Origin of the sequence: Psychroflexus sp. MES1-P1E, from assembly GCF_002836055.1 — a bacterium.
Lineage (GTDB): Bacteria > Bacteroidota > Bacteroidia > Flavobacteriales > Flavobacteriaceae > Psychroflexus.
Genome location: NZ_PJBS01000348.1, coordinates 71,738 through 95,189 on the forward strand (window position 1 = coordinate 71,738; position 23,452 = coordinate 95,189).

A 23,452-nucleotide genomic window follows, 5' to 3' on the forward strand; every position below is an offset into this window, starting at 1 on the left:
TAAATGAAAGCTTTAAAAAAATATTTACTCTCTTACGAAAAGCGAACTTATTGGTAAAATCATGACTATTTGAGCAAGATCGTAAGATGGAAGTTTAGAGAAAATTAGAGTTTTCTAGCACATCTCGGCGTGCTAAACAGCAAGTAAACAGATTAAATACGTAATGAGAAAATTAAAAAAATCACTTTACTGGGGTTTCCTCCTGATTGATAAGCTTAATGACTTGGATGGCTTCAAATATTAAGAACACAAAATAAGGAATGAAGAAATTTAAAATATTGGTGAAACTTGGCTTATCGTCAGATAGAAATCCTGGTAATAAAAATAAAATGGCTGCTAGCATTTTTAAAAGACTAGTCCCCATAAAAGCAAAACCTGCATGATCTTGGGAATTTTTGTATACCAATTGAACGATCCCTGCTACTGAAAGTGCAGAAATAGTATGGAATATATAAATTGAGAATAAAGAGTAATAAGTGACAACGTTAAAAACTAAATCTATCGAATAGTGGATCATAAAAATAACCGCTGAAATCAGAAGAATAAAAACGTAAGGATTCTGTAATTTTTTTTTCATAAAAGTTTAATCCTTAAAGTGTTTTAAAGAAGCGATAACATGAGCCATAGAAATAAATATGCTCAAAAGAGAGATAATAATCGTAAACAATTTTGAAGACTCCATAAAGGTTTCATCTAACCAAATTCCCAAAAAAACAGAGCCAATAATGATAATTGCCATTTGTAAACCTAGTCCAGTAAAATAAAGCCACGGTTTAGGCTGATTTTTCTTTTTTGGCATTTTCAGAGATAGATTTTACAGCTCCTTTCATACTACAAGTTGCATTAAACTTAGCTCCAGGCTCAATAGAAAGCTTGTCTGTGAACACATCTCCTTCGATCTTAGCAGTAGCTCTAAGAGTCAATAGAGACTTAACCTTTAATTGTCCTTTAAATTCGCCTTCAAAATCAGCATTATCACAGTCTATTTCTCCTTCGATATAACCTGTTTTACCTACGACAATTTTCCCTGGGGTTGTGATATTTCCTATGACTTTACCCTCTATCCGAAAACTGCCTTGCGACTCTATGCTTCCTTTAAAAACGGTTCCTTGAGCAATTTTGTTCTGTTCTTTTGTCAAGTCTGAGTTGTTCACGGTTTTATTTTTATCTGAAAACATATTAATTAGTTTTATTTAAAAAATCATCTAGATTTTTATTGATCTGAGCGATTTTATAATTTTTTTGTGACATCACAAAATAAGGGTAATTTTTGTTGACTTTATCATTATTAATGAACTTTTCTGCTAATCCCTGCGCTCCAAGTTTACTTTTAAGACCCTTTATAGTCACTAAAATTTGATTTTTATTGTAAAGTTCCTCAGTTAAAGTCAAATCCAAACCACTTTCATCCTCAACAGCTAAGGCCAAATCTGACTTGAACTCTTCATATTTTGATTCTTCAATATTATCATTAAAAAAATTATAAACTAAAATATATTCATCTTCAGGATCTTGGCTAAAGTCAAAATCAGTCGAAAAAGGTTTTTGCTCTAATTCTGTATATTGTTTTTGAGCGTATTTCCCTTCTTTGGACTGTGGATAGGTTAAGGCCACATAGTTCAGCGCTTTTTGGTATACTAAAGCTCCTTCAAGTTTTGCAAGAATTCTAGCTTTCAGCAATTCTAATTTTGGCAAGATGGAGTTTCCCACAAACACCTTTGTATAGGTCTCTATCTCGTCTAGGGTCTGCTGATATTGACCAGATTTATACTCTTTGTAAAGCCTAGAATAGATGTTCTGTGGGTTATTCACATCGTTTCGATAAGCTTCTGGATTTCTTAAAATACTGGCATATCTAGAATCTGAATGCTTGTTTAAAATGTCATTTTTCCAAGAATTTGCCTGTTTAGTATTTCCTAGATCATCATATATTTTGAAAAGATAGTATTTGGAGGGTAGGATTAAACGTTCTTGAGGATTGCTTTCAAGTAAAGACTCGAGTTTTGAAATCGCCAAGTCATATTTCTTAAACTTTTCTTTGTAAATGATTCCCAATTGGTAATAAGCAAAGTTTCTTTCGTCTGAAATACTGTCAATCACTTTTTGATCTGTAGGGATCATTGCAATATAAGTCTGGGGATCGTATTCTGGTCGTAAGCGATCTTCTTGGACTATTTCTTCCTCAGTGTCTAAAAGTTTTTTCTGAGTAGAATTCCTTCTCCAGTCGTCTGCTAATTCTATATCTCCCCAAATTTTTCTAAAAGACTCTTCCCCTCTTTGTTTTTGGGTAATATCATAAAAATAAAAAGTGGTCGAGTTAACTTGTCCCCCGCCTATCTGACTCTTTTGTCTACCAAACCTAGAATTGATAATTCGAGAGGGACTTTTATTGGTAAATACACTTTTTTCTTCTTCTTTAAGTTTTTCAATATAGGTTTTGAAAAACTTAACGCGTTCTTCCTCAGGTGCTTTTACTAAGTTAAGGACACTATCGGTTTCAGTTGCAATTCTTTCAAAAGTAATAACGTCTTCTAAGTTTTCTCTCTTTCGTTTCACTTGCCTGTGTTCTCGACTACCCTTTACGAGATTGGTTAAGGTGCTATCGTAATATTTCCCAGAGGTTTCGTAAGAAGATTTATCAAAATAAATTTCTCCCAAATTGACATAATTTTGACTTTTAAGATACTTATCTTTAGGCTGTTCTTTTAACGATTTATTGAAGCGTTCAATAGCAAAACTGATCGAGTCCTTTGCTAAATTAAACATCGCTGTATCATAATAAATAAAGTCTAAAAAAGGTCTATTTTCTCTGTCTTCTGCTAACTCTTGAAATGCTAATTCAGTCTCATACCATAAGGCGTTTTTAAAATCTTTCAGATTGAGCTTTTCTAACTCAGAGTGAATCATATAACTCCTAGGTGAATTTCTATTTAAAGCTATAACTTCATCAAAACTTACTCTAGCACTGTCTTTTTGGCCTAACGAGGTAAATAATTGACCTCTAATATAAAGTAGTCTTGCCCTCTTTTTGTCATCTGGAGCATTCTGTATAGCAATTTTTAAAGGAGATAGTGCTTGACGTTCTTTGTTATCAGCAATATAAGACTGGGCTAGTGTAGAAGTTGCTTCGTAGCTTTCAAAAGGCGTAAGTTGAGTGGTATTGATCAATTCGGTAAGATTATCAATAGCCATTTCAAAATACTCTAATCTTAAGTTTACCTTTTCTACCCAAATTTTGGCTTCATTAAAAGTAGAGCTTTCTGGATAGTGATTCAAAATAAAACTAAAAGCATCTTTAGCAGGGACAAAACGCTGGTCGTAATACCGCGCTTTACCCAAAAGCAAGAAAGCCTCATCTGTTTGTGGATTATATTCTTTACCTCCCATATACATGGAATGCTTTTGAATAGATTTAGTCGCTTTTTCTTCAGCGTTTTCAAAAGAAGAATTTTCTGAGGCACTATTTTTCTCTTTAGGATTCTGCTTTATGGTCATACGTTCCACCGGCAACACCTTCCAATAGTCTTCGATATAGGCCTCTTCAACTTCCATCTGACCTTTCCCCAAGGCCAGATTACCGTTGTAGACTATATTGTAGTAAGTCGTTATGGCATGAAAATTCTTATTTAAGAATTTATCTTTCTTTCTTGAACAAGAAGCTAGAATAAGTATTCCAACTAAGAGATATAAGGGTAGTTTTAATCGCATGTACAATTCTATGACATTAATAACTTGATTTGCATGAAAATCGTATATTTTGATAAATATAAATGCATATTATCTCAGAAATTGAAAATAAAGAGGTTATCTCTCAAAATAAAGCTCGAGCTCCTTCAAAGTCGCCTCACTGGTTTTGATGTCTTTTACGACTTTTCCTTTATCCAGAACAACTATACGTTCACAAACGTCGGTAATATGCGTCAAGTCGTGACTAGAAATAAGTACTGTAACTTGATTTTGAGCGGATAGGTCTTTAATAATCCTTTTAAGCCTAATCTGAGTTGTGGGGTCTAAATTAGCAAAAGGCTCATCCAAAATCACAATCTCAGGTTGACCTATAAGCGCCGCTACTATTCCGGCTTTCTTCTGGTTTCCCTTAGAAAGGTCTCTTAAATATTTCTTTTGGTTTAATATTTCACCATGGAAAAAATCTTCAAATTCACTTAAAAGTTCGTCCACCTCTGCTTTGGAGGTATTCCTTAAATCTCCAATAAAATAAAAATATTCTTCAGCGGTAAGATAGCCTATCAAAAAACTCTCATCTATAAATGAGGAGGTAAAAGGCTTCCACTCTTCGCTATGGTTCACGATAACACCTTTACTTTCTATCTGACCAGTAGTCGGCGGGATTAGGTCCAAAAACAAACTAAAGAAAGTTGTTTTTCCAGCACCGTTGTTTCCTACCAAACCAAAACTTTGACCTTTGGGAATCTCTAGGGACTCTATGTCTAATATTTTGTCTGCATTATAACTTTTGGATAAGTCTTGAACGTGGATAATTGTTTCCATATATAAATTTTATTTTTTTTCTGAATAAGCTGAAATAGTCTTGTATTTGGTCTTTTGGTATACCTTTTCAATAAGGTTAAGAAAGTAAGATTTAAAAACTAAGCCTAAAACTCCACTTAGTGCTAAAGCAATAATACCAGCATTGAAGTTGATAAGTTTATAGGGGATATAGAAAATAAGCATAGGGCCAAGAAGCTTAGGCAAACTAATAAGAAGCTGTGTGGGATTAAAGCCTTGAGTATTACTAAAGGCTTTGGCTTTTTGGTTGAGCTCGATTGGCACTCTGTTCAACGCTCCTCCATAAAGGGTGATAAAAGAATTAAGGCCAATATTAAAAGAAGCCCCTGCAGCGATCATAGCAAAAATATCCCAACCAAAATAAATATAAGGCGTGCTCAACAAAAATGAAACTGCACAAGCAAGCGCCATCAAAACCCATTTAGACTCCAAGTATTTTTTATAGGAAATATTTTGACTCATCATCAATTTATAGTATTCACTGTCCCAAGAAGGGACCAATTGGCCAAAAGAAATGAGGAATCCTCCCGTCACAAAAATGGAGGCAAAAGCCAAAACAATGGGAAGATCTCTATACGTGTCTTGGGTATAAAAAATCAATCCATAAAACAAGAAGAAAAAGGACATGAGTAAGACTTGTTTAGGCCTTGCGTTTCTAGTAATCATCTTTATATCGTTTTTCAAAAAGATAGACAACTTTCCAAATTTATTTAAAAATTCTAGGTTGTAATTACTAAAACTTTGCTTTTTAGCCAGAACTGCGCCGTCCACATAAAAATTCTTTTTGAGCATTCTATAATTAGCCTTAAACAAAAGAATTACCAAGAGTACTGGAATAATAAGCGTATACCCCAAACTATAAAAAGAATAAAACACAACACCCAAATACTGTGATATATCGAAAATTCCAAAGTATTGCATTCCTGAAATTAAAGCCAGAAAAACAATAACTCCATAAAAAATAGGATTGTTTTTATTCAGAATAAAGTTTAGAAAATTTATACTGAAGCTTATAGAGATAATGCTCAAAAACCAAAGCACAACCATGAATGGAGAATAACCTTGAACGATGAGCACAATGGTTAATGGAATAAAAAAAAGGAGAGGTAGAATATTAAAAAACGAAAAGGAGGTTTTTAATAATAAAAAGCGGATCACTACATTTCTTTGTATGGGTAAAATCAACATGGGTTTGATATTCAGCACTGGTAATTGTTGAAGAAAATACCTCAATACCAAGTCTCCAATGACCCAGTAGATTAAAAAGTTGTTGATTATTTTGAAAGGATCCTCTTCTGGTAAAGTTTTTTTTAAAATAAAGAAGACTATTACACCAGCAAAAATGGCTATGCCGGCAAAATATAAAGCCGCGAGTAACATCAAAATTTTTATAACTAATCCTTTTTCAAAAAAAGAAGATCGTCGAAATTGCTTCCATTCTAAACTTAGGAACTGCTTTATACTCATAAGAAGAAGTTTACACTATAGGTCTTAAAGACTTATAGATTGTTACAGGAGTTGAAATTAAATTCAAAATTTTACTTTATAAGGGAAAAATAAAATTATTTTTATGAAAATTTTATATAATGAAGAAAATCATTACAGTTCTAGTAGTGTTGGCGATTCAAAGTTTGGCTTTTTCCCAAAATGATTATCCAGATACAGAACAATACACCAAAAGGCTGGAAGCTTTGAATAAAGATTCCAAAGTAAACCTTTCATCGATCACTAAAACTGAGGGAGGACATGATATCTATGTTCTTAAAATAGGAACAGGAAATCTTGACAACAAACCTGCCTTTGCTGTTCTTGGGGGAGTTGAAGGTTATCATCTTCTTAGTGTGGAATTGGCACTTCAATTTGCTGAACGTCTGGTAAAAGATGAGTCTTCAGCCCTAGAAAAAACTACTTTTTATATATTTCCTAACCTATCACCAGAAGCCTATTCGCAATACCATAACCAACTCAAGTACGAGAGAAGAGGTAATACAGCAAGTTTGGATCACGATCGGGATGGAACATCAAATGAGGACCCTTACGAAGATCTTAATAAAGATGGCGTTATTACTCAAATGCGTGTCGAGAGTCCTTTAGGGAAATACACCTCCCACCCTCATGATTCTAGAGTCATGATACATGTGGATACAAGTTCTCAATCCACAAAACGTTACCTATTGTATTCAGAAGGAATCGATAATGATAAGGACGGAAAGTTTAATGAAGACCTAGAAGAAGGCGTAGCTTTCAATAAAAGTTTGACTTATAACTTTCCTGCTTTTGAGCCGTTTGCAGGCGATTTTGCTGTTTCTCAAAAAGAAAGTAGAGCCCTGCTTGATTATCTTTTTAAACAATGGAATATTTATGCGTTTATAACTTTTGGTCCTGCTAATAATCTGTCATCCCCTCTTAAGTATAACGCCAAAGAGGCTAAAAAGAGACTAGTGTCTTCACCTCTAGAAGGAGATGTTGCTATCAACAAAATGGTTTCAGAACTCTACAACTCAACTATTTCGCAGAAGCCTTATCTGCAAGAAAATAGGGGAACTGATGGTGATTTATTTCAGTGGGTCTATTTCCATTTTGGGAGATTAAGCTTTAGTACGCCTGGATGGTGGGTTCCAGAAGCAAAAAAAGATTCCACAGCAACTTCAGAAACAAAAATTAAAGAGACAAAGGTTTCTAATTTTTTAAAATGGGCAGAACAAGAGAATCTAGATAACGTGTTTGTAAACTGGGAAAAAATTGATCTTCCAGATTTCAAAAATCAAAGGGTTGAAGTTGGCGGTGTAAGGCCTTTTGTCATGGATAACCCTCCTTTTAATAAAGTAGACAGTATAGCTATTGAACACACTGATTTCATTTTGAAATTAGCAAAGCAGCAACCTCAACTAGAATTCCATAACCTTAAGGTTGAAAACCTAAAAGGAGGTCTTAAACGAGTTACTGTAGATTTGCTAAACAGTGCAAACCTTCCTACACACTCCGATCTTGGAGAACGATCGAGGTGGCTCAAAAAAATAAGAATTGAAATTGACACCCCAAAAGACGATATCCTTGCTGGAAATAAAATTGAATTAGTAAAAAAAATGAAATCATTAGAAAGTATATCCTTGTCTTGGATTGTGAAAGCCAATGGAAAAGTGACTATAAAGGCTGGAGCTCCTCACACTGGCTTTACCGAATTGAACCTAAACTTATAAGCTATGAAAACGATTGATTACACCTCCGTATTATGTCTCATTATAGCAATGACAGTGGGTTCTGTGGGTAAGGCACAGGAAAAGTTTTTTAGAGCTATCGGAACCCCTCATGAGCCTAAAGTAGAAGTTAGCTGGAACCGCTACAATACCTACGATGGGGTTGTAGATATTATGGAAAAGATCGCTGAGGCTTATCCAAAATTGGCCCGATTAGAAAGCATCGGTAAATCCTATGAAGACAGGTCTATTTATATGTTAACTATTTCTGATTTCAATACTGGGAATCCAGATGAAAAGCCTGCTATGTATATAGATGGAAACATCCATTCTAATGAAATACAGGGAACAGAATTTTCACTATATACCGCTTGGTATCTCACTGAAATGTTTGGTGATTTAGAATTTATAAATCAATTATTAAAAGATAAAACCTTTTATATAGTCCCCACCATCAATCCTGATGCTAGAGATAATTATATGAAAGAACCTAATACCCCTCACTCTCCAAGGTCTGGAATGCTTGTCTTAGACACCGATGGCGATGGTGAGGCTGGAGAGGATGGTTTTGATGATCTCAACGGAGATAATCATATTACCTATATGATTCGGAAATCGCCTACTGGTCGATTTATTAAAGACCCTCAAGATCAAAGAAGATTAATAAGAGTTGCTGCAGAAGAACAAGGAGAGTATGAGATGCTTGGTTTTGAAGGAATAGATAAAGATGGCGATGGTGAGGTTAATGAAGATGGGATAGGTTACTATGACCCTAATAGAGATTGGGGATGGAAATGGCAACCAGATCATGTACAACGCGGCGCTTATAAGTACCCTTTTAGTTTACCAGAAAGTAGAGCTGTTGCAGATTTTGTGATGAAACACCCCAATATTGCAGGAGCTCAGAGTTACCATAATTATGGGGGTATGATTTTGAGAGGTCCAGGAGCTGAAGAAGATGTTGATACCTACAATAAAGAAGATGTAAGAATCTATGATGCGATAGCAAAAAAAGGAGAGGAAATGATTCCAGGCTATCGATATCTGACCGTTTATAAAGATTTATATTCCGTGTTTGGTGGTGAATTGGATTGGTTTTATGGCGGCAGAGGAATTTACACTTACACGAATGAACTCATGGTTTCTTATCTTTATTTCCATAAAAATGAAGGAAGAGCCAACCAAGAAGAAGAGTTAAAAGTAGACAAGTATCTTACCTTTGGAGATGCCTTTATAGATTGGAAAGAATACAAACACCCTCAGTATGGCAGCATAGAAGTAGGTGGTTTTAAAAAGAATTTTAGCAGGGCTCATCCTGGTTTCCTTCTAGAACAAGATGCCCATAGAAATATGGCGTTCACTATTTATCATGCCTATCAAACCCCAAAGCTGAGTATTACAAATGTTGAAGAAAATAATCTAGGTAATGGTCTTAAAGAAGTGACCGCTACTTTATATAATGAAAGATTAATGCCTACGCATAGTGGCCAAGATTTGAAATTCAAAATTGAAAGACCAGACCTAGTTAGCATCACCAATGCTGATGTAGTAGCGGGAATGATTGTAGAAGACGACGATTTTAATAAAGTTAAAGAGCAAGTCCATTCCCCTGAAACTATAAAAGTTCCAAATATTCCAGGAATGGAAACTGTAAAAGTAAGATGGATCATTTCGGGCGGCCGTAACTATAAAATAAATGTAGACTCTGCAAAAGGAGGGAAAGCAAGTTGGAGTAAATAATACTAATCTAAACTTAAGCCACATCCTTAGAAGATTTGGTTTCATTACTTTTAAAATAAAAATTAAAATGAGCATAAGCAAACCCTTTAATTTAACGAAATGGATAAAAGACAATCGAGACTTGTTAAAGCCACCCGTTGGTAATAAAAATCTTTACAAAGACTCAGGAGATTATATTGTTATGATCGTTGGTGGACCAAATGCCCGCAAGGATTACCATTATAATAAAACCGAAGAGTTGTTTTATCAGTTGGAAGGACATATTGAAGTTCATATTCAAGAAGATGGGGAAAAGAAAACCATGACTTTAGGGCCTGGCGATATGTATTTACATCCCGCTAAAGTTCCACATTCTCCTGTAAGACACAAAGGCTCTATAGGTTTGGTGATAGAGCGCAAAAGAATAAACTTGGAGGTAAAGGATGGCTTATTATGGTATTGCGACCAATGTAACCACAAATTGCATGATGTTTATTTTCCTCTAGAAGATATTGAAAAGGATTTTCTGAGACACTTCAAAGATTTTTATTCCAATACCTCGCTAAGAACCTGCAATAATTGCGGAGAAGTAATGCCTGTAGATGAGCGATTTACAGTCTAGACTATAAAGCTAAATTAAATTTACTAAATTCGCCACAAATCTTAAAAATATCAAAATAGTTATGAGTCATATTTCAAAAGAATTTGGCATCGATGAAGCTTTAAAGCAACTCGACATCCAAAAGGAAAATAAAGGAACCTCTATAGGAAAAGATTTTTTTGCCAGTGGAGAAATGATAGAATCGTTCTCTCCAGTCGACGGAGCTTCCATTGGAAAAGTGCAGGCTACTTCGCAACAAGATTATGAAAAGGTGGCGAGTAACGCTCACAAAAGTTTTAAAGAATGGAGAACTTGGCCAGCACCAGCAAGAGGTGAGGTCGTTCGCCAATTAAATGACGAATTTAGAAGATTGAAAGCTCCATTAGGCAAACTGGTGTCTTACGAGATGGGTAAATCCTATCAAGAAGGTCTTGGAGAAGTTCAAGAAATGATCGACATCTGTGACTTTGCTGTTGGACTTTCTAGACAACTACATGGTCTTACTATGCATAGTGAACGCCCTGGACATAGAATGTATGAACAGTGGCATCCTCTTGGAGTTGTTGGTATTATTTCAGCCTTCAACTTTCCTGTAGCTGTTTGGTCTTGGAACACCGCTTTAGCTTGGGTTTGCGGGGATGCCTGTATTTGGAAAGGGTCAGAAAAAACACCTTTAACTTCTGTAGCTTGTCAAAAAATAGCAGCAAGAGTATTTGAAGCTAATGGAGTCCCAGAGGGTATTTCTTCACTAATTACAGGAGATCATACAGTCGGGGAATATATGACCCAAGACAAACGCACCTCACTTGTTTCTGCTACGGGATCCATTAGAATGGGTAAAATTGTTGCACAAGAAGTCGCTAAACGCTTAGGGAAGTCTTTGCTAGAGCTTGGAGGAAATAATGCTATTATTGTTACTCCAGATGCGGATATTAAGAATACTGTGATTGGTGCTGTTTTTGGAGCTGTAGGAACTTGCGGACAAAGATGTACCTCAACTCGACGCATCATCATTCACGAATCGATTTATGATAAGGTAAAAAATGCCATTGTTGATGCTTATAAGCAAATCCGAATTGGTAATCCTTTGGATGAAAATAATCATGTTGGACCTTTAATAGACAAGGATGCCGTCAAAAATTATCTTCATGCCTTAGAAGAAGTCAAAAGAGAAGGAGGAAAAATACTGGTAGAAGGTGGCGTTTTGGAAGGTGAAGGTTACGAAAGTGGTTGTTATGTAAAACCCGCTATCGCGGAAGCTGAAAATCATTTTGATATTGTTCAACATGAAACTTTTGCTCCTGTGCTTTATATCATGAAATACTCTGGAGAAGTTGATAAGGCATTAGAACTTCAGAACGGAGTTGTGCAAGGATTATCTTCTGCAATTATGACGAATAGTCTCCGAGAAGCTGAACTGTTCTTATCTGTTGAAGGCTCTGATTGTGGTATCGCAAACGTAAATATTGGCACCTCTGGAGCAGAAATTGGAGGCGCTTTTGGAGGAGAGAAAGAAACAGGGGGCGGAAGAGAATCTGGCTCTGATGCTTGGAAAGTTTATATGAGAAGGCAAACCAATACCATCAACTACACAAAAGATCTGCCTTTAGCTCAAGGTATAAAATTTGATCTCTAAATTAGAATATTCTATTTCAGGCCTTTCATCACGATGGAAGGCTTGAAATTTATATAAAAAATCTATTTTTACTTTTAGTAGCCTTTCAAAATTGTCCTTCATAAATTGTTAATTAAATGTTTTGAAGGAATTTTTGTCGGCAACCAAAAAACAACTTAATTTGCATAATTATACTTGCCATTTTGATTCAATTATTTCATAATAAAAAAGAAATTTATATTTATGGGTGATGTAAAAGCTGCCATCACTGCCGTAGGCGGATATGTTCCAGACTATGTTCTTACCAATAAGATATTGGAGAGTATAATAGAGACAAACGATGACTGGATTACTTCCAGAACTGGCATTAAGGAAAGGCGAATATTGAAACCACCCCATCAAGGGTCCTCTTTTTTAGGTATAAAGGCTTGTGAAGATTTGTTAAGTAAGGCAACAACTCGACCTGAAGAAATAGATCTCGTTATTTTTGCGACTGCTACACCAGATATGCAAATAGCCTCTTCAGCTGCGTTTTTGGCGACTGAAATAGGCGCCGTTAATGCATTTTCCTTCGACTTGCAATCGGCTTGTTCAGGTTTTCTGTATGGTATGTCAGTAGCTTCTGCCTATATTGAATCAAAAAAATATAAACACATTCTTCTAGTAGGCGCAGATAAGATGTCTTCCATCATAGATTATACAGACAGGAGCACGTCTATCATCTTCGGAGATGGTGGTGGTGCTGTTTTGTTTTCTGCCAATGAAGAAGGTTTAGGCCTTCAAGATGAGATATTAAAAACTGATGGTGATGGTCGTCCATTTTTAAAAATAGACGCTGGAGGCTCTCTACTCCCTTCATCTGAAGATACCGTTAAAAATAAACAACATTTTGTGTTTCAAGATGGTAAAACTGTGTTTAAGTTTGCAGTATCGAAAATGGCTGATGTAAGTAAAGAAATTATGTTGAAGAATAATCTTAATGCAGAAGATGTAGATTGGCTAGTACCACATCAAGCTAATAAAAGGATTATTGATGCTATATACAAACGAATGGATTTAGATTCTCAAAAAGTACTGATGAATATACAACGTTACGGAAACACTACTTCCGCAACATTACCATTATTATTAAGCGATTACGAAAAACAACTTAAAAAGGGAGATAATATTATATTTGCTGCATTTGGTGGAGGCTTTTCATGGGGCTCTATCTATCTGAAGTGGGCATATAATTCGTAACCCTAAAAAACTTAGAACTATGGATTTAAAGGAAATTCAAAACTTAATTAAATTTGTTGCAAAGTCTGGAGCAAGTGAAGTCAAACTCGAAATGGACGATATTAAAATCACCATCAAAACCGGAAGCGAGGATGATGGAAAAACTTATATCCAACAGATGCCGATGGGTATGCCTCAGCAACAAATGCAACCGCAAGCCCCTGCTTACAACCCACAGTCTACTGCGCCTTCTGCTGAAGAAACAGCACCTGCAAAAGCCAATGATGATGATAAATACATAACCATCAAATCACCAATCATAGGAACATTTTACAGAAAGCCCTCTGTCGACAAAAAAGTATTTGTAGAAGTAGGCAGTGAAATAAAAGAAGGAGATGTTCTATGTACAATAGAAGCTATGAAACTTTTCAATGAAATTGAAAGCGAAGTGTCTGGTAAGATTGTAAAAGTGCTTGTTGATGACTCTTCTCCTGTAGAGTTCGATCAGCCTCTTTTCTTAGTAGATCCATCGTAAATATTTTACGCTTTGGATTTTATCTTTAACTAAAACAAACGTTCATGTTCAAAAAAATTCTCATAGCCAATCGTGGTGAAATCGCTTTACGTATCATCCGTACTTGTAAAGAAATGGGTATTAAGACAGTGGCAGTTTATTCCACTGCAGACAAAGAAAGTCTTCATGTAAGATTTGCAGATGAGGCTGTGTGTATAGGCCCACCACAAAGTAGCGAGTCTTATCTAAAAATCCCAAACATCATTTCAGCGGCAGAAATTACCAATGCAGATGCTATCCATCCAGGTTATGGATTTCTGTCTGAAAATGCTGCCTTTTCAAGAATTTGCGAAGAGCACGATATAAAGTTTATCGGTGCTACGCCAGATATGATCGATAAAATGGGAGATAAGGCTAGCGCTAAAGCTACCATGAAAGCTGCTGGTGTCCCTTGTGTTCCTGGATCTGAAGGCATTCTTAAAAATTTCGAAGACTGCAAAAAGACTGCAAAAAAAATTGGCTACCCAGTTATGCTAAAAGCTACAGCTGGTGGCGGAGGGAAAGGTATGCGTGCTGTAAAGACTGAAGATAAGCTTGAAGGTGCTTGGGAGTCTGCAAGGCAAGAAGCAAAAGCAGGATTCGGAAATGACGATATGTATATGGAAAAGCTTATTGAAGAGCCACGCCATATCGAGATACAAATAGTTGGTGACCAAACAGGAAAAGCTTGCCATTTGTCTGAACGTGATTGCTCTATACAGAGAAGGCATCAAAAATTAACGGAGGAAGTCCCTTCTCCATTTATGACAGATGAGCTCCGTGAAAAAATGGGTAATGCTGCTGTAAAAGCTGCTGAATATATCAAGTATGAAGGTGCTGGAACTATAGAGTTCTTGGTGGATAAGCATAGAAATTTCTATTTTATGGAAATGAATACGCGTATTCAAGTAGAGCACCCTATTACAGATGAAGTGGTAGATCATGACTTGGTAAGAGAGCAAATTCTAGTTGCTTCTGGAGTTTCTATTTCAGGTAAAAATTATTACCCCAAATTACATTCTATAGAGTGTAGAATAAATGCGGAAGATCCCTTTAACGATTTCAGACCTTCCCCTGGGAAAATTGAAACTCTACATTTACCTGGCGGTCATGGTATAAGAGTAGATACCCATGTATATAGCGGATATGTTATACCACCAAACTACGATTCTATGATTGCAAAACTCATAGCAACTGCTCAAACCAGACCAGAAGCTATTAGTAAAATGAGGCGTGCATTAAGTGAATTTGTGGTAGAAGGTGTGAAAACGACTATCCCTTTTCATGCTCAATTAATGAATCATCCGGATTACATTGAAGGAAATTATACCACAAAATTTATGGAAGATTTTGTCCTTGAGGATGTTGTCGATGAAGATGAATACTAATTTAAATCAAAAAAGGCCGCTTTTAAAAAAGCAGCCTTTTTTTATATCCAACTTTTTGGACTCTGTAAAACTTTAAGTAATATTTCCTCTTCAGAACCAGATGCTGGGTGGTGATTGTATTGCCACTGGACATGTGGTGGAAGACTCATCAAAATACTTTCGATTCTACCATTTGTTTTAAGACCAAACAAAGTGCCTTTATCGTGCACAAGATTAAACTCTACATAACGGCCTCTCCTTATCTCTTGCCAATTTCTTTGCTCTTTTGTGTAATTTAGTGTTTTTCTTGCTTCAACTAGTGGAACATATGCCTCCAAAAAGCGATCACCACACGCCGTGATAAAATTATATATCTCCTCTAGGCTTCGCTTTGATGTTGGTTTTAAATAATCAAAAAACAAGCCTCCTACACCTCGAGCTTCATTTCTATGAGCATTCCAAAAGTACCGATCACAATTGTCTTTATAATCTGAATAAAGATCTGCACCAAAAGGATCGCAGGCCGATTTTAAAACTCTATGAAAATGTATGACATCCTCATCAAAAAGATAGTAAGGTGTCAAATCTTGCCCTCCTCCAAACCACTGATCCACAACTTTTCCGTGCTTATTATACATCTCAAAATATCTAAAGTTGGCATGGACAGTGGGTACCATTGGGTTTTTTGGATGCAGAACTATACTAATTCCACAGGCAAAAAAATCACAATCCTGAACATTAAAGTAATTTTGCATAGCTTCTGGCAAATCTCCGTGAACTGCAGAAATATTCACCCCTCCTTTTTCAAAAACAGATCCATTTTCAATCACACGTGTTCGTCCTCCTCCTCCTTCTTTCCGTTCCCAGATGTCTTCGGAAAATCTTGCAGTGTTATCCACAGACTCTAGCTTAGAAGTGATTGTATCCTGAAGGTTTTGTATATAATTATAGAACTTATCTTTCATTTTATGTCTTTAAAGTAATTGCAAAATAAAGATTTTAAAACCTAAATCACTGGTGTTTGTTAAGAATAGGATAAACTAAAATCCGCAGTAGCAATTAAAGACAGCGGCCTTTACGTTTATCGTAAACTATTTCATATAAAATTTAATACCAAACCTACACTTGGAAATCAACAGAGTGCCGATCCAACTTATGTATCTGTTATAACTCCAATTTATCAGACGTTTACTAATAGTCAAAAGACACCTTGAAGCCAAGAGAGTTTCGAATATTCTAGAAATGGGAATCCAATCCATTCTGCCTTAGAAAAATATATTTACTCTAATAAGAACGCTAAGCAAAAGTTAGTCTTTTGCTCAGGGACTTTCAGCTATAGCAGCTATTATAAAAACTTTAAAAACCTAGTGATGAAATCATTTCTACCAATGACTTATCTAGTAGAACTTGTAGATTGTTCAATGCTAATATGAAAATTTAGGAAAAACATTTCACTTAATAGGGATACAAAGAATGAAGACTATTGAATTGTGTAACGACGTAACTCAGCACAGGTTTTTTGATGGATTGAGGTTAAAATGATTAGCATAGCATTAGTTACGGTAATTATTTTTGATAAAACTGTGAGTAAAAAGAAACGATTTATTGAGACCTTATAGGTTTAATTTAGCATTAAACTATAGTGAGCCCTGAAAGAAACCAAGCCAACCATGATGACAACTTCATGATAGACTTGAGTATGAAATTCCGAGGTTCCTGAGATTGGAAACACTGGAAAGACCGTGATAGGATAACGTTTGATTTTGATTTATAAAGATCTGTTACAAACAGTAATGAAAAAACAAGACTAAAATGATAAAAAAGTTTAAAATAAGAGTTGTAAGCTCTTAGAAATCAAACAAATATTAATCAATTTTTATGTTATCTCTAAAATCGAAATTATATCTTTGCGGAACTATTAAAAAATCATCTTTATAATAAGAATAACAAAATGAATAAAGAACTCAAAGAATTTTTAAATACTGTATCTCAAAGAAATTCAAACCAACCTGAATTTTTACAAGCAGTCCACGAAGTTGCAGAAACTATTATTCCTTTTATGGAAGATAATCCTAAATATAAAAACCATAAGCTTCTAGAGCGAATGGTCGAGCCAGAACGGGTAATCATGTTTAGAGTAACTTGGATAGATGACCAAGGAGACATTCAAGTTAATAGAGGCTTCAGAGTCCAAATGAACTCTGCTATAGGACCTTACAAAGGAGGACTTAGATTTCACCCTTCTGTAAATTTAAGTATTTTAAAGTTTCTAGCTTTTGAACAAGTCTTTAAAAACAGCCTTACTACACTACCTATGGGAGGCGGTAAAGGTGGATCTGATTTTGACCCTAAAGGAAAATCAGACAATGAAGTTATGCGTTTCTGCCAAAGCTTTATGACAGAATTGTACAGACATATCGGTAACAATACAGATGTGCCTGCAGGAGATATGGGTGTTGGTGGCAGAGAAATTGGTTATCTTTTTGGCCAGTACAAACGCATTCAAAATGAATTTACTGGCATTTTAACTGGTAAAGGCCCCTCTTTTGGGGGATCTCTTATACGTCCAGAAGCCACTGGCTATGGTGTTGTTTACTTTACCCAAGAAATGCTCAATCGTAAAAATGATGATTTAAAAGGTAAAAAAATAGCTATTTCTGGTTCAGGTAATGTAGCTCAGTATGCTTTTCAAAAGGCCATTCAATTAGGTGCTATTGTTGTAACATTATCAGATTCAACTGGCTATGTTTATAGCGAAAATGGTTTCCACTCCAAGGAATTTGATTACCTCCAAGATCTCAAAAATGAGAGACGTGGTCGTATTGATGAAATGGCTGATGAGTTTGATCATGTTCAATTTTTTGAAGGTAAAAAACCATGGGATGTCGCTGCTCAAATTGATGTCGCCTTACCATGTGCAACCCAAAATGAATTGAATGAAGACGACGCTTTCAAGCTTGTTAACAAAAAAATAAAAGCAGTAACTGAAGGTGCGAATATGCCATGTACGCCCGAAGCTGTAGAGCATTTCCATAAGGAAGGCGTCATTTTTGCTCCAGGTAAAGCATCCAACGCTGGGGGTGTTTCAGTTTCTGGTTTAGAAATGTCTCAAAACTCAATGCGTTACAATTGGAGTGCGGAAGAAGTAGATGCTAAGCTCAAGCAAATCATGAGTGATATTCATGAGGCTTGCGTAAAATATGGCGAAAGCGACGATGCACAAATCAACTATGTAAAAGGTGCAAATATCGCTGGTTTTGTGAAAATAGCTGATGCTATGATTGCACAAGGAGCCGTATAATCTAAAAATTTTTATACTATTAAGCCAGTTCGAGATAACTTCAACTGGCTTTTTTATTAAGAACTGATTTTTTTACAATAAATTCACCTTTTTATAAGTTTTAAAGCCCTAGATTTTATATCAATGAAGAATTTTGTTTTAATCTTTCTTATTTTCCCCTCCATTGTTTTAAGCCAAGACTTTTCCGATCGGTGGAAAGGTTACTTTTCTTATTACAATATTACAGATCTAGATGAAAGCGATAACAAGGTTTATGCTGCTGCAGAGAACGCCTATTTCATTTACGACATCCCTACTCAAAGCATCCAAACAGTCACCTCAATAGAAGGCTTATCAGGTAATAAAATCTCTAAAATATACCATTCAAAAAACTATGGCTTAACCTGTATAGGTTATGAGGATGGTCTTATTCAAATTGTAATGGATAACAACCAAAATATATTTTCGGTGGTTGATATTAGAGATAAAATTTCTATATCGCCAAACAATAAACGCATCAACAATTTTTTTGAATTTGAAGGCAAGTTATATATGTCTACCGATTTTGGGATTGCTGAATACAGTCTTCAAAATCTAGAGTTTGGAGACTCTTTTTTTATAGGAGAAAATGGAAGCCAAATTCAAATCAATCAGATTACCATTTTAGGGGAGAAAATTTATGCAGCCACAAGTCTAGAAGGCATTAAATCTGCAGATATTACAAATCCCAATTTAATAGATTTTGAGGCTTGGCAAACTGAATATACAGGGAATTGGAAAGGTATTTTAAATTTTTCTAATACTATTTTTGGATTGAGAAATAACAACACAATTTCCACATTAGAAAATGGAACTGCTTCAATTTTTGAAGCTGTAGGTTCGAACGTTACTGGCTTTAACGTAAGTGGAGACCAACTTGTTATCACCGCTGCCAATCAAGTATCGGCTTTTAATTCTGAACTTAATATGGAAGCTTTTATAGACCAACTTCAAAATACAGAGTTTTCCATAAACACATCGGTATCAAGTAATGGACAATATTTTTTGGGGCATAGGAGTCTAGGTCTTCTCAATCTTCAGAACTCTACTACAACTACATTTTCAGAATTGAGTCCAGCTGGACCTTTATTAAATAGGATTTTCAGTCTGGAAGCATCGTCTAGCGACCTTTGGATCACATTTGGGGAATTTGATCAGTTTTTAAACCCTTTCCCTTTAAATTCTAGAGGCCTTAGCCACCTTACAGAAGGAGAATGGATAAATATTGATGTGGAGAATTTAAATAATGCAAGAGAGCTTTCTAATGTCACTATAGACCCGTCGAATCCCAATCGTGTGTTTGTAGGCAGCTTCTTCGATGGGCTTTTAGAGATTGAAAATAATGAACTTATCCAACAATATGATTCTTCCAACAGTAGTATTGAAGGAGTTCCTGGCAACCTCAACGACAATAGGATAGGTGCTAGTGTTTTTGACACCCAAGGTCGTTTATACTTTACCAATTCAATTGCAGAAAACCAGCTCAAACGCTTAAATGCTAATGGGGAATTTGAAAATATCGACATGTCGAACGGTTACTTAAATCCAACAGAAACCTCATCTTCAAAAATGGTCATCGATAACAATAACAATATTTTTATAGGAACCCTTGGAGATGGAGTAGTCGCTTACAGTGCAAGTACAGGAACCTCGGCTTTAATTTCTAGTAATATACAAGGCGTGGAATTTCCTGACACCTTCAATGCTAATCCTAATATTACAGCTTTAGAAATAGACGAAAATTCTCGTTTATGGATTGGCACTCAAGCAGGCCTAAGGGTGATGTCGAATCCAACTGCTATTTTTAACGAAAGTCAAAATGTAAGCGTCTCCCCAATTATCATAGAAGATGTAGATGGCCTACCACAAGAGTTACTTTTTGAGCAGTTTATTACAGATATTACTACAGATGGCGCTAACAACAAATGGATTTCTACGGCAGATTCAGGAGTATTTCAAGTTTCTGCAAACGGTCAGGACATTTTAAATATCTTTAATGTTGAAAATTCTCCACTTCCTACCAATAGCGTTAGAACGGTAGAGATTAATCAAGCTACAGGTGAAGTTTTCTTTGGTACTCCGAGTGGGTTATTATCTTATTCTAGCCGAGTTACCTCAGGAAATAAAACTCTAGAAAACTTAAGAGCATATCCTAACCCTGTGAGACCCAACTACACTGGACTTGTCACTATAGACGGACTTACTAATGGAGCTAATGTTAAAATTACAGATGTTAGTGGTAATCTAGTGTTTGAAGAGTTTGTTGATGGTGGATCTCTTCAATGGGATACTAGAGCTTTTGGAAAGCATAAAGTCGCATCAGGCGTTTACTTTATTGTAGTGACAGGTGAAGATCAAATTGAAACGAAGGTTGGGAAAATAATGATTATACGATAGCCTAAAAATGCAACTTAAAACAAAAGCCATTGTTATTTCAAATGTAAAATTTGGGGAGGCAGATTTAATTGTAAAATGTTTTACGCTTGAAAAGGGAGTAGTTTCCTTTATGCTGAAAGGGATTCGGAAATCGAAAAAAGGAAGGATGAGAGTCTCTTTATTTCAGCCATTGACTCTCTTAGAAATTGAAGCTACCTATAAAGAAAACAAAAATTTACAATATTTAAAAGAAGTAAGAGTAGATTATCCTTTACAAACTTTACATACTGATATTTTCAAATCTACCATTGTGATGTTTCTGGCTGAAGTTTTAAAAAGCAGTATCCAGGAAGAGGAAAAAAATGAAAGCTTGTTCAAGTTTCTAAAGGAGAGTCTTATCTATCTAGATCAAGTAGATTCTATTAAAAATTTTCACCTACATTTTATAGTGAAACTAACTAGTTTTTTAGGATTTTCTCCAGATCAAAGCAGTGAAGCCTTTCCCTATTTCGATATGTTAAATGGTGTTTTCAGCTTAAAGAATATAATAAGTACTCTTTCAATAATACAAATTCAGTTTTATTAAAAGAATTGATAAAACTCGAAAACTATGGAGAAACTGAAAATTTAAAACTAAACCAAGAGAGAAGAAAGAGTTTTCTGGACTTTATGATGCTCTATTATGAATTACAGTTGCAAGGGTTTAGAAAGCCTAAATCTCTTGAAATTTTACAACAACTCTTTTAAAACTATAAGCCTCTTTCTTTCTGAATTTGTTCGTAGGCTTCTTGAACCTTATTGAATTTTTCTTGAGCACCCTTTTGATAGGCCTGGTCCATGTGTTGTAACTTATCTGGATGGTATTTCTTGGCCATAGTTCTGTAAGCTTTCTTTAGCTCAGAATCTGAAGCGGATTTCTCAATTTCTAATATTTTATAAGCATTGTCCGCAGATTTGAAGAACATGGCTTTTATGCTTTCAAAATCTGAATTAGCTACCCGAAGATTTTGAGAAATAGAAAGCAGTACTTGTAGTTCGGACTCAGAGACATGTCCATCTGCATTGGAGATATTAAAAAGAAAATGAAGAATTTGAAGCCTAACCTCATAACGAACTCTTGGTCTAAGGTATTCACAAATTCTAGGGACGGAAATCTCCCTGTCTTTAATGACATCATTAAAGGTTCTAAACGTTGCATTGGCTCTTTCCTTTCCATAAGCTTGAACAAAATACAACCTTACATAATCCATTTCCTTTTGAGTAACTTTGCCATCTGCTTTTATGACTAAAGAAGCCAAAGAGAGTAGATTAAGTTCAAAATCACCAGAGGAGACTTCTCCCTTTTGTTCTTGAAATATTTTTCCAAAGCCTCCGCTTCCGCCTTTTGAAGAGCTCGAAAAAATTCTATCTAAAATAGAACCGATGATGAAGCCCAAGATAGCACCTCCAAAACGCATGTAAAAAAAGCCAAGAATGGCACCTATCCACTTCAAACTATAGAATTTAGAATACAAATATAAAATCATCATTGAATTTATCTCTAAAAAGTTAGTGTTTTTAAGATAGATTAAACGGTCACTAATAGAATTGAAATCATTATGTTAAGACCAATAGAGATAGAAGACTTTTTTTATACATTTGTATTTAAAATGAATATAAATTAAAATTAAGCATATGTATCCACCAGAATTAGTAAGACCAATGCAGCAAGAACTTACCGCTGTAGGTTTTAATGAATTAAGAAGCAAAGCTGATGTTGATGTAGCTATAGCCAAAGAAGGAACAACCTTGGTTGTGGTCAATTCAGTTTGCGGATGTGCAGCGGCAAATGCTAGACCTGGAGCTATAAAATCTTTAAAAAATTCTAAATTTCCAGATCATCTCGTTACTGTTTTCGCAGGCGTAGATAAAGAAGCGACAGATGAAGCAAGATCTAAAATGGTACCGTTCCCTCCAAGTTCCCCCTCTATGGCACTTTTCAAAAACGGAGAGCTCGTTCACATGCTAGAAAGACATCATATCGAAGGTAGACCTGCAGAATTGATTGCAGATAATCTTATGGATGCCTACAATAAGCATTGTTAAAAACAATCAAATTTTTAAAAAGCCATTTTCATTGAAAGTGGCTTTTTTTTATAGCTGAATTTTAAATTTAGTTTAGCCAGATATTTATAGGTAAATCGTAATTTTAAGATTTATTCATTACAGCATTCAATTGATGAAAAAAGTCTTCTCATATAGTCTTTCAATTATATTCTATTTATTTTTCGGTTTTACACTTTTAGTTTTTCACGCTTACCAATGGATTGCGTTTAATGCCTTTGGTTATCAAGCCCATAAAAAAAGTGTAGATATTTTAAACTTTTTCCTTTTGCGTTGTTTAAATATTGTGGGGACGCGCTTTCAGTATAATAATAGCTTTACATTTGAAACAGACCGCCCACATATTATTGTTTGTAATCACCAAAGCATGTTTGATCTTCCTCCACTTATTTGGTACATGAGAAAACTACATCCCAAGTTCATCAGTAAAAAAGAATTGGCTAAAGGTGTTCCCTCAATTTCTTATAATTTAAGACATGGAGGTTCTGTCCTAATAGATAGAAAAAATGCTGCGCAAGCTTTAGGAGAAATCAAAAAACTAGGAAAATATATATCAGAAACCAAGCGATCTGCTGTCATCTTTCCTGAAGGTACCCGAAGCAAAACAGGGCAAATCAAAAAATTTGCAAGCAAAGGTCTTATCGCTTTATTAGAGGCTTGTCCAGAAGCTATAGTCGTTCCAGTTTGTGTAAACAACTCATGGAAACTTCAGCATCAAGGTATGTTCCCTTTAGGTGTTGGCGTATTTTTAAAACTTGAAGTCCTAAAACCTCATGAGGCCAAGAATTTTAAAATTCCAGAGTTAATTGAACTTTTAGAAGAACAAATATCCGGTCAAGTCCAAAAAAATTAGATTT

Annotated in this window: 21 protein-coding genes; 13 read left to right on the forward strand and 8 right to left on the reverse strand. The window is 35.3% G+C overall.

Features of this window, described 5'->3' with window-relative positions:
- Nucleotides 1-181: 181 nt before the first annotated feature.
- The 6 genes from CXF67_RS16040 to CXF67_RS16065 form a co-directional block, all read right to left on the reverse strand.
- On the reverse strand, nt 182-577 hold the full coding sequence (locus CXF67_RS16040) for a DUF6168 family protein (protein WP_102089657.1): 396 nt from the start codon (nt 575-577) through the stop codon (nt 182-184).
- A 6-nt stretch (nt 578-583) separates the two neighbouring features.
- On the reverse strand, nt 584-799 hold the full coding sequence (locus CXF67_RS16045; RefSeq protein WP_102089658.1) for an AtpZ/AtpI family protein: 216 nt from the start codon (nt 797-799) through the stop codon (nt 584-586).
- Nucleotides 774-1,178 (reverse strand): bactofilin family protein, encoded by a 405-nt coding sequence (locus CXF67_RS16050; protein ID WP_102089659.1) that lies wholly within the window; start codon nt 1,176-1,178, stop codon nt 774-776. The genes CXF67_RS16045 and CXF67_RS16050 overlap by 26 nt, the downstream gene beginning before the upstream one ends.
- Nucleotide 1,179: 1 nt before the next feature.
- Nucleotides 1,180-3,708, reverse strand: coding sequence for a type IX secretion system periplasmic lipoprotein PorW/SprE (porW, locus tag CXF67_RS16055; protein ID WP_102089660.1), 2,529 nt, complete (start codon nt 3,706-3,708; stop codon nt 1,180-1,182).
- Nucleotides 3,709-3,804: 96 nt separating this feature from the next.
- Nucleotides 3,805-4,509 (reverse strand): ABC transporter ATP-binding protein, encoded by a 705-nt coding sequence (locus CXF67_RS16060; protein ID WP_102089661.1) that lies wholly within the window; start codon nt 4,507-4,509, stop codon nt 3,805-3,807.
- A gap of 9 nt (nt 4,510-4,518) precedes the next feature.
- Nucleotides 4,519-5,994, reverse strand: coding sequence for a DUF5687 family protein (locus tag CXF67_RS16065; RefSeq protein WP_102089662.1), 1,476 nt, complete (start codon nt 5,992-5,994; stop codon nt 4,519-4,521).
- Between the two features lie 119 nt (nt 5,995-6,113).
- Between CXF67_RS16065 and CXF67_RS16070 the strand changes: the two genes are divergently transcribed.
- The 7 genes from CXF67_RS16070 (at nt 6,114) to accC (ending at nt 14,818) form a co-directional block, all read left to right on the forward strand.
- Nucleotides 6,114-7,727 carry a M14 family metallopeptidase gene (locus CXF67_RS16070; RefSeq protein ID WP_102089663.1) on the forward strand — a complete coding sequence of 538 codons (1,614 nt, stop codon included), beginning with the start codon at nt 6,114-6,116 and terminating at the stop codon, nt 7,725-7,727.
- Nucleotides 7,728-7,730: 3 nt separating this feature from the next.
- Nucleotides 7,731-9,464 (forward strand): M14 family metallopeptidase, encoded by a 1,734-nt coding sequence (locus CXF67_RS16075; RefSeq protein WP_102089664.1) that lies wholly within the window; start codon nt 7,731-7,733, stop codon nt 9,462-9,464.
- A 67-nt stretch (nt 9,465-9,531) separates the two neighbouring features.
- Entirely contained in the window at nt 9,532-10,065 is a 534-nt protein-coding gene (locus CXF67_RS16080) for a 3-hydroxyanthranilate 3,4-dioxygenase (RefSeq protein ID WP_102089665.1), read from the forward strand.
- A 61-nt stretch (nt 10,066-10,126) separates the two neighbouring features.
- Nucleotides 10,127-11,680, forward strand: a complete 1,554-nt coding sequence (gene amaB / locus CXF67_RS16085; protein ID WP_102089666.1) for an L-piperidine-6-carboxylate dehydrogenase — start codon at nt 10,127-10,129, stop codon at nt 11,678-11,680.
- Between the two features lie 222 nt (nt 11,681-11,902).
- Nucleotides 11,903-12,898: a beta-ketoacyl-ACP synthase III gene (locus CXF67_RS16090; RefSeq protein ID WP_102089667.1), complete on the forward strand. Its 996-nt coding sequence runs from the start codon at nt 11,903-11,905 to the stop codon at nt 12,896-12,898.
- A 19-nt stretch (nt 12,899-12,917) separates the two neighbouring features.
- Nucleotides 12,918-13,412 (forward strand): acetyl-CoA carboxylase biotin carboxyl carrier protein, encoded by a 495-nt coding sequence (gene accB, locus CXF67_RS16095; protein ID WP_102089668.1) that lies wholly within the window; start codon nt 12,918-12,920, stop codon nt 13,410-13,412.
- 44 nt (nt 13,413-13,456) lie between these two features.
- On the forward strand, nt 13,457-14,818 hold the full coding sequence (gene accC / locus CXF67_RS16100) for an acetyl-CoA carboxylase biotin carboxylase subunit (protein WP_102089669.1): 1,362 nt from the start codon (nt 13,457-13,459) through the stop codon (nt 14,816-14,818).
- 41 nt (nt 14,819-14,859) lie between these two features.
- Here accC and hemF read toward each other — a convergent pair whose 3' ends face one another.
- Entirely contained in the window at nt 14,860-15,762 is a 903-nt protein-coding gene (gene hemF, locus CXF67_RS16105; RefSeq protein ID WP_102089670.1) for an oxygen-dependent coproporphyrinogen oxidase, read from the reverse strand.
- Nucleotides 15,763-16,748: 986 nt separating this feature from the next.
- On the opposite strand from hemF, the gene gdhA reads away from it, so the two are divergent.
- From gdhA to CXF67_RS18985, 4 genes are all read left to right on the forward strand, one after another.
- Nucleotides 16,749-18,098: an NADP-specific glutamate dehydrogenase gene (gdhA, locus tag CXF67_RS16110; protein WP_102089671.1), complete on the forward strand. Its 1,350-nt coding sequence runs from the start codon at nt 16,749-16,751 to the stop codon at nt 18,096-18,098.
- 123 nt (nt 18,099-18,221) lie between these two features.
- Nucleotides 18,222-20,513: a type IX secretion system anionic LPS delivery protein PorZ gene (gene porZ, locus CXF67_RS16115; protein WP_102089672.1), complete on the forward strand. Its 2,292-nt coding sequence runs from the start codon at nt 18,222-18,224 to the stop codon at nt 20,511-20,513.
- Between the two features lie 7 nt (nt 20,514-20,520).
- Entirely contained in the window at nt 20,521-21,078 is a 558-nt protein-coding gene (recO, locus tag CXF67_RS16120) for a DNA repair protein RecO (protein WP_257984728.1), read from the forward strand.
- A 5-nt stretch (nt 21,079-21,083) separates the two neighbouring features.
- Nucleotides 21,084-21,239 (forward strand): hypothetical protein, encoded by a 156-nt coding sequence (locus tag CXF67_RS18985; protein WP_257984729.1) that lies wholly within the window; start codon nt 21,084-21,086, stop codon nt 21,237-21,239.
- 2 nt (nt 21,240-21,241) lie between these two features.
- Here the strand turns inward: CXF67_RS18985 and CXF67_RS16125 are convergent, their stop codons facing one another.
- Nucleotides 21,242-22,018, reverse strand: coding sequence for a TerB family tellurite resistance protein (locus tag CXF67_RS16125; RefSeq protein ID WP_102089741.1), 777 nt, complete (start codon nt 22,016-22,018; stop codon nt 21,242-21,244).
- 148 nt (nt 22,019-22,166) lie between these two features.
- On the opposite strand from CXF67_RS16125, the gene CXF67_RS16130 reads away from it, so the two are divergent.
- A complete protein-coding gene (locus CXF67_RS16130; protein WP_102089673.1) occupies nt 22,167-22,577 on the forward strand; it encodes a BrxA/BrxB family bacilliredoxin in 411 nt (136 codons plus the stop codon).
- 133 nt (nt 22,578-22,710) lie between these two features.
- Nucleotides 22,711-23,448 (forward strand): lysophospholipid acyltransferase family protein, encoded by a 738-nt coding sequence (locus CXF67_RS16135; RefSeq protein ID WP_102089674.1) that lies wholly within the window; start codon nt 22,711-22,713, stop codon nt 23,446-23,448.
- Nucleotides 23,449-23,452 lie beyond the last annotated feature (4 nt).

Bases quoted from the DNA above. Each gene is read 5' to 3' on its own strand.
- CXF67_RS16040 (WP_102089657.1), bottom strand. From the start codon at position 577: ATGAAAAAAAAATTACAGAATCCTTACGTTTTTATTCTTCTGATTTCA.
- CXF67_RS16045 (WP_102089658.1), bottom strand. From the start codon at position 799: ATGCCAAAAAAGAAAAATCAGCCTAAACCGTGGCTTTATTTTACTGGA.
- CXF67_RS16050 (WP_102089659.1), bottom strand. From the start codon at position 1,178: ATGTTTTCAGATAAAAATAAAACCGTGAACAACTCAGACTTGACAAAA.
- porW (WP_102089660.1), bottom strand. From the start codon at position 3,708: ATGCGATTAAAACTACCCTTATATCTCTTAGTTGGAATACTTATTCTA.
- CXF67_RS16060 (WP_102089661.1), bottom strand. From the start codon at position 4,509: ATGGAAACAATTATCCACGTTCAAGACTTATCCAAAAGTTATAATGCA.
- CXF67_RS16065 (WP_102089662.1), bottom strand. From the start codon at position 5,994: ATGAGTATAAAGCAGTTCCTAAGTTTAGAATGGAAGCAATTTCGACGA.
- CXF67_RS16070 (WP_102089663.1), top strand. From the start codon at position 6,114: ATGAAGAAAATCATTACAGTTCTAGTAGTGTTGGCGATTCAAAGTTTG.
- CXF67_RS16075 (WP_102089664.1), top strand. From the start codon at position 7,731: ATGAAAACGATTGATTACACCTCCGTATTATGTCTCATTATAGCAATG.
- CXF67_RS16080 (WP_102089665.1), top strand. From the start codon at position 9,532: ATGAGCATAAGCAAACCCTTTAATTTAACGAAATGGATAAAAGACAAT.
- amaB (WP_102089666.1), top strand. From the start codon at position 10,127: ATGAGTCATATTTCAAAAGAATTTGGCATCGATGAAGCTTTAAAGCAA.
- CXF67_RS16090 (WP_102089667.1), top strand. From the start codon at position 11,903: ATGGGTGATGTAAAAGCTGCCATCACTGCCGTAGGCGGATATGTTCCA.
- accB (WP_102089668.1), top strand. From the start codon at position 12,918: ATGGATTTAAAGGAAATTCAAAACTTAATTAAATTTGTTGCAAAGTCT.
- accC (WP_102089669.1), top strand. From the start codon at position 13,457: ATGTTCAAAAAAATTCTCATAGCCAATCGTGGTGAAATCGCTTTACGT.
- hemF (WP_102089670.1), bottom strand. From the start codon at position 15,762: ATGAAAGATAAGTTCTATAATTATATACAAAACCTTCAGGATACAATC.
- gdhA (WP_102089671.1), top strand. From the start codon at position 16,749: ATGAATAAAGAACTCAAAGAATTTTTAAATACTGTATCTCAAAGAAAT.
- porZ (WP_102089672.1), top strand. From the start codon at position 18,222: ATGAAGAATTTTGTTTTAATCTTTCTTATTTTCCCCTCCATTGTTTTA.
- recO (WP_257984728.1), top strand. From the start codon at position 20,521: ATGCAACTTAAAACAAAAGCCATTGTTATTTCAAATGTAAAATTTGGG.
- CXF67_RS16125 (WP_102089741.1), bottom strand. From the start codon at position 22,018: ATGATTTTATATTTGTATTCTAAATTCTATAGTTTGAAGTGGATAGGT.
- CXF67_RS16130 (WP_102089673.1), top strand. From the start codon at position 22,167: ATGTATCCACCAGAATTAGTAAGACCAATGCAGCAAGAACTTACCGCT.
- CXF67_RS16135 (WP_102089674.1), top strand. From the start codon at position 22,711: ATGAAAAAAGTCTTCTCATATAGTCTTTCAATTATATTCTATTTATTT.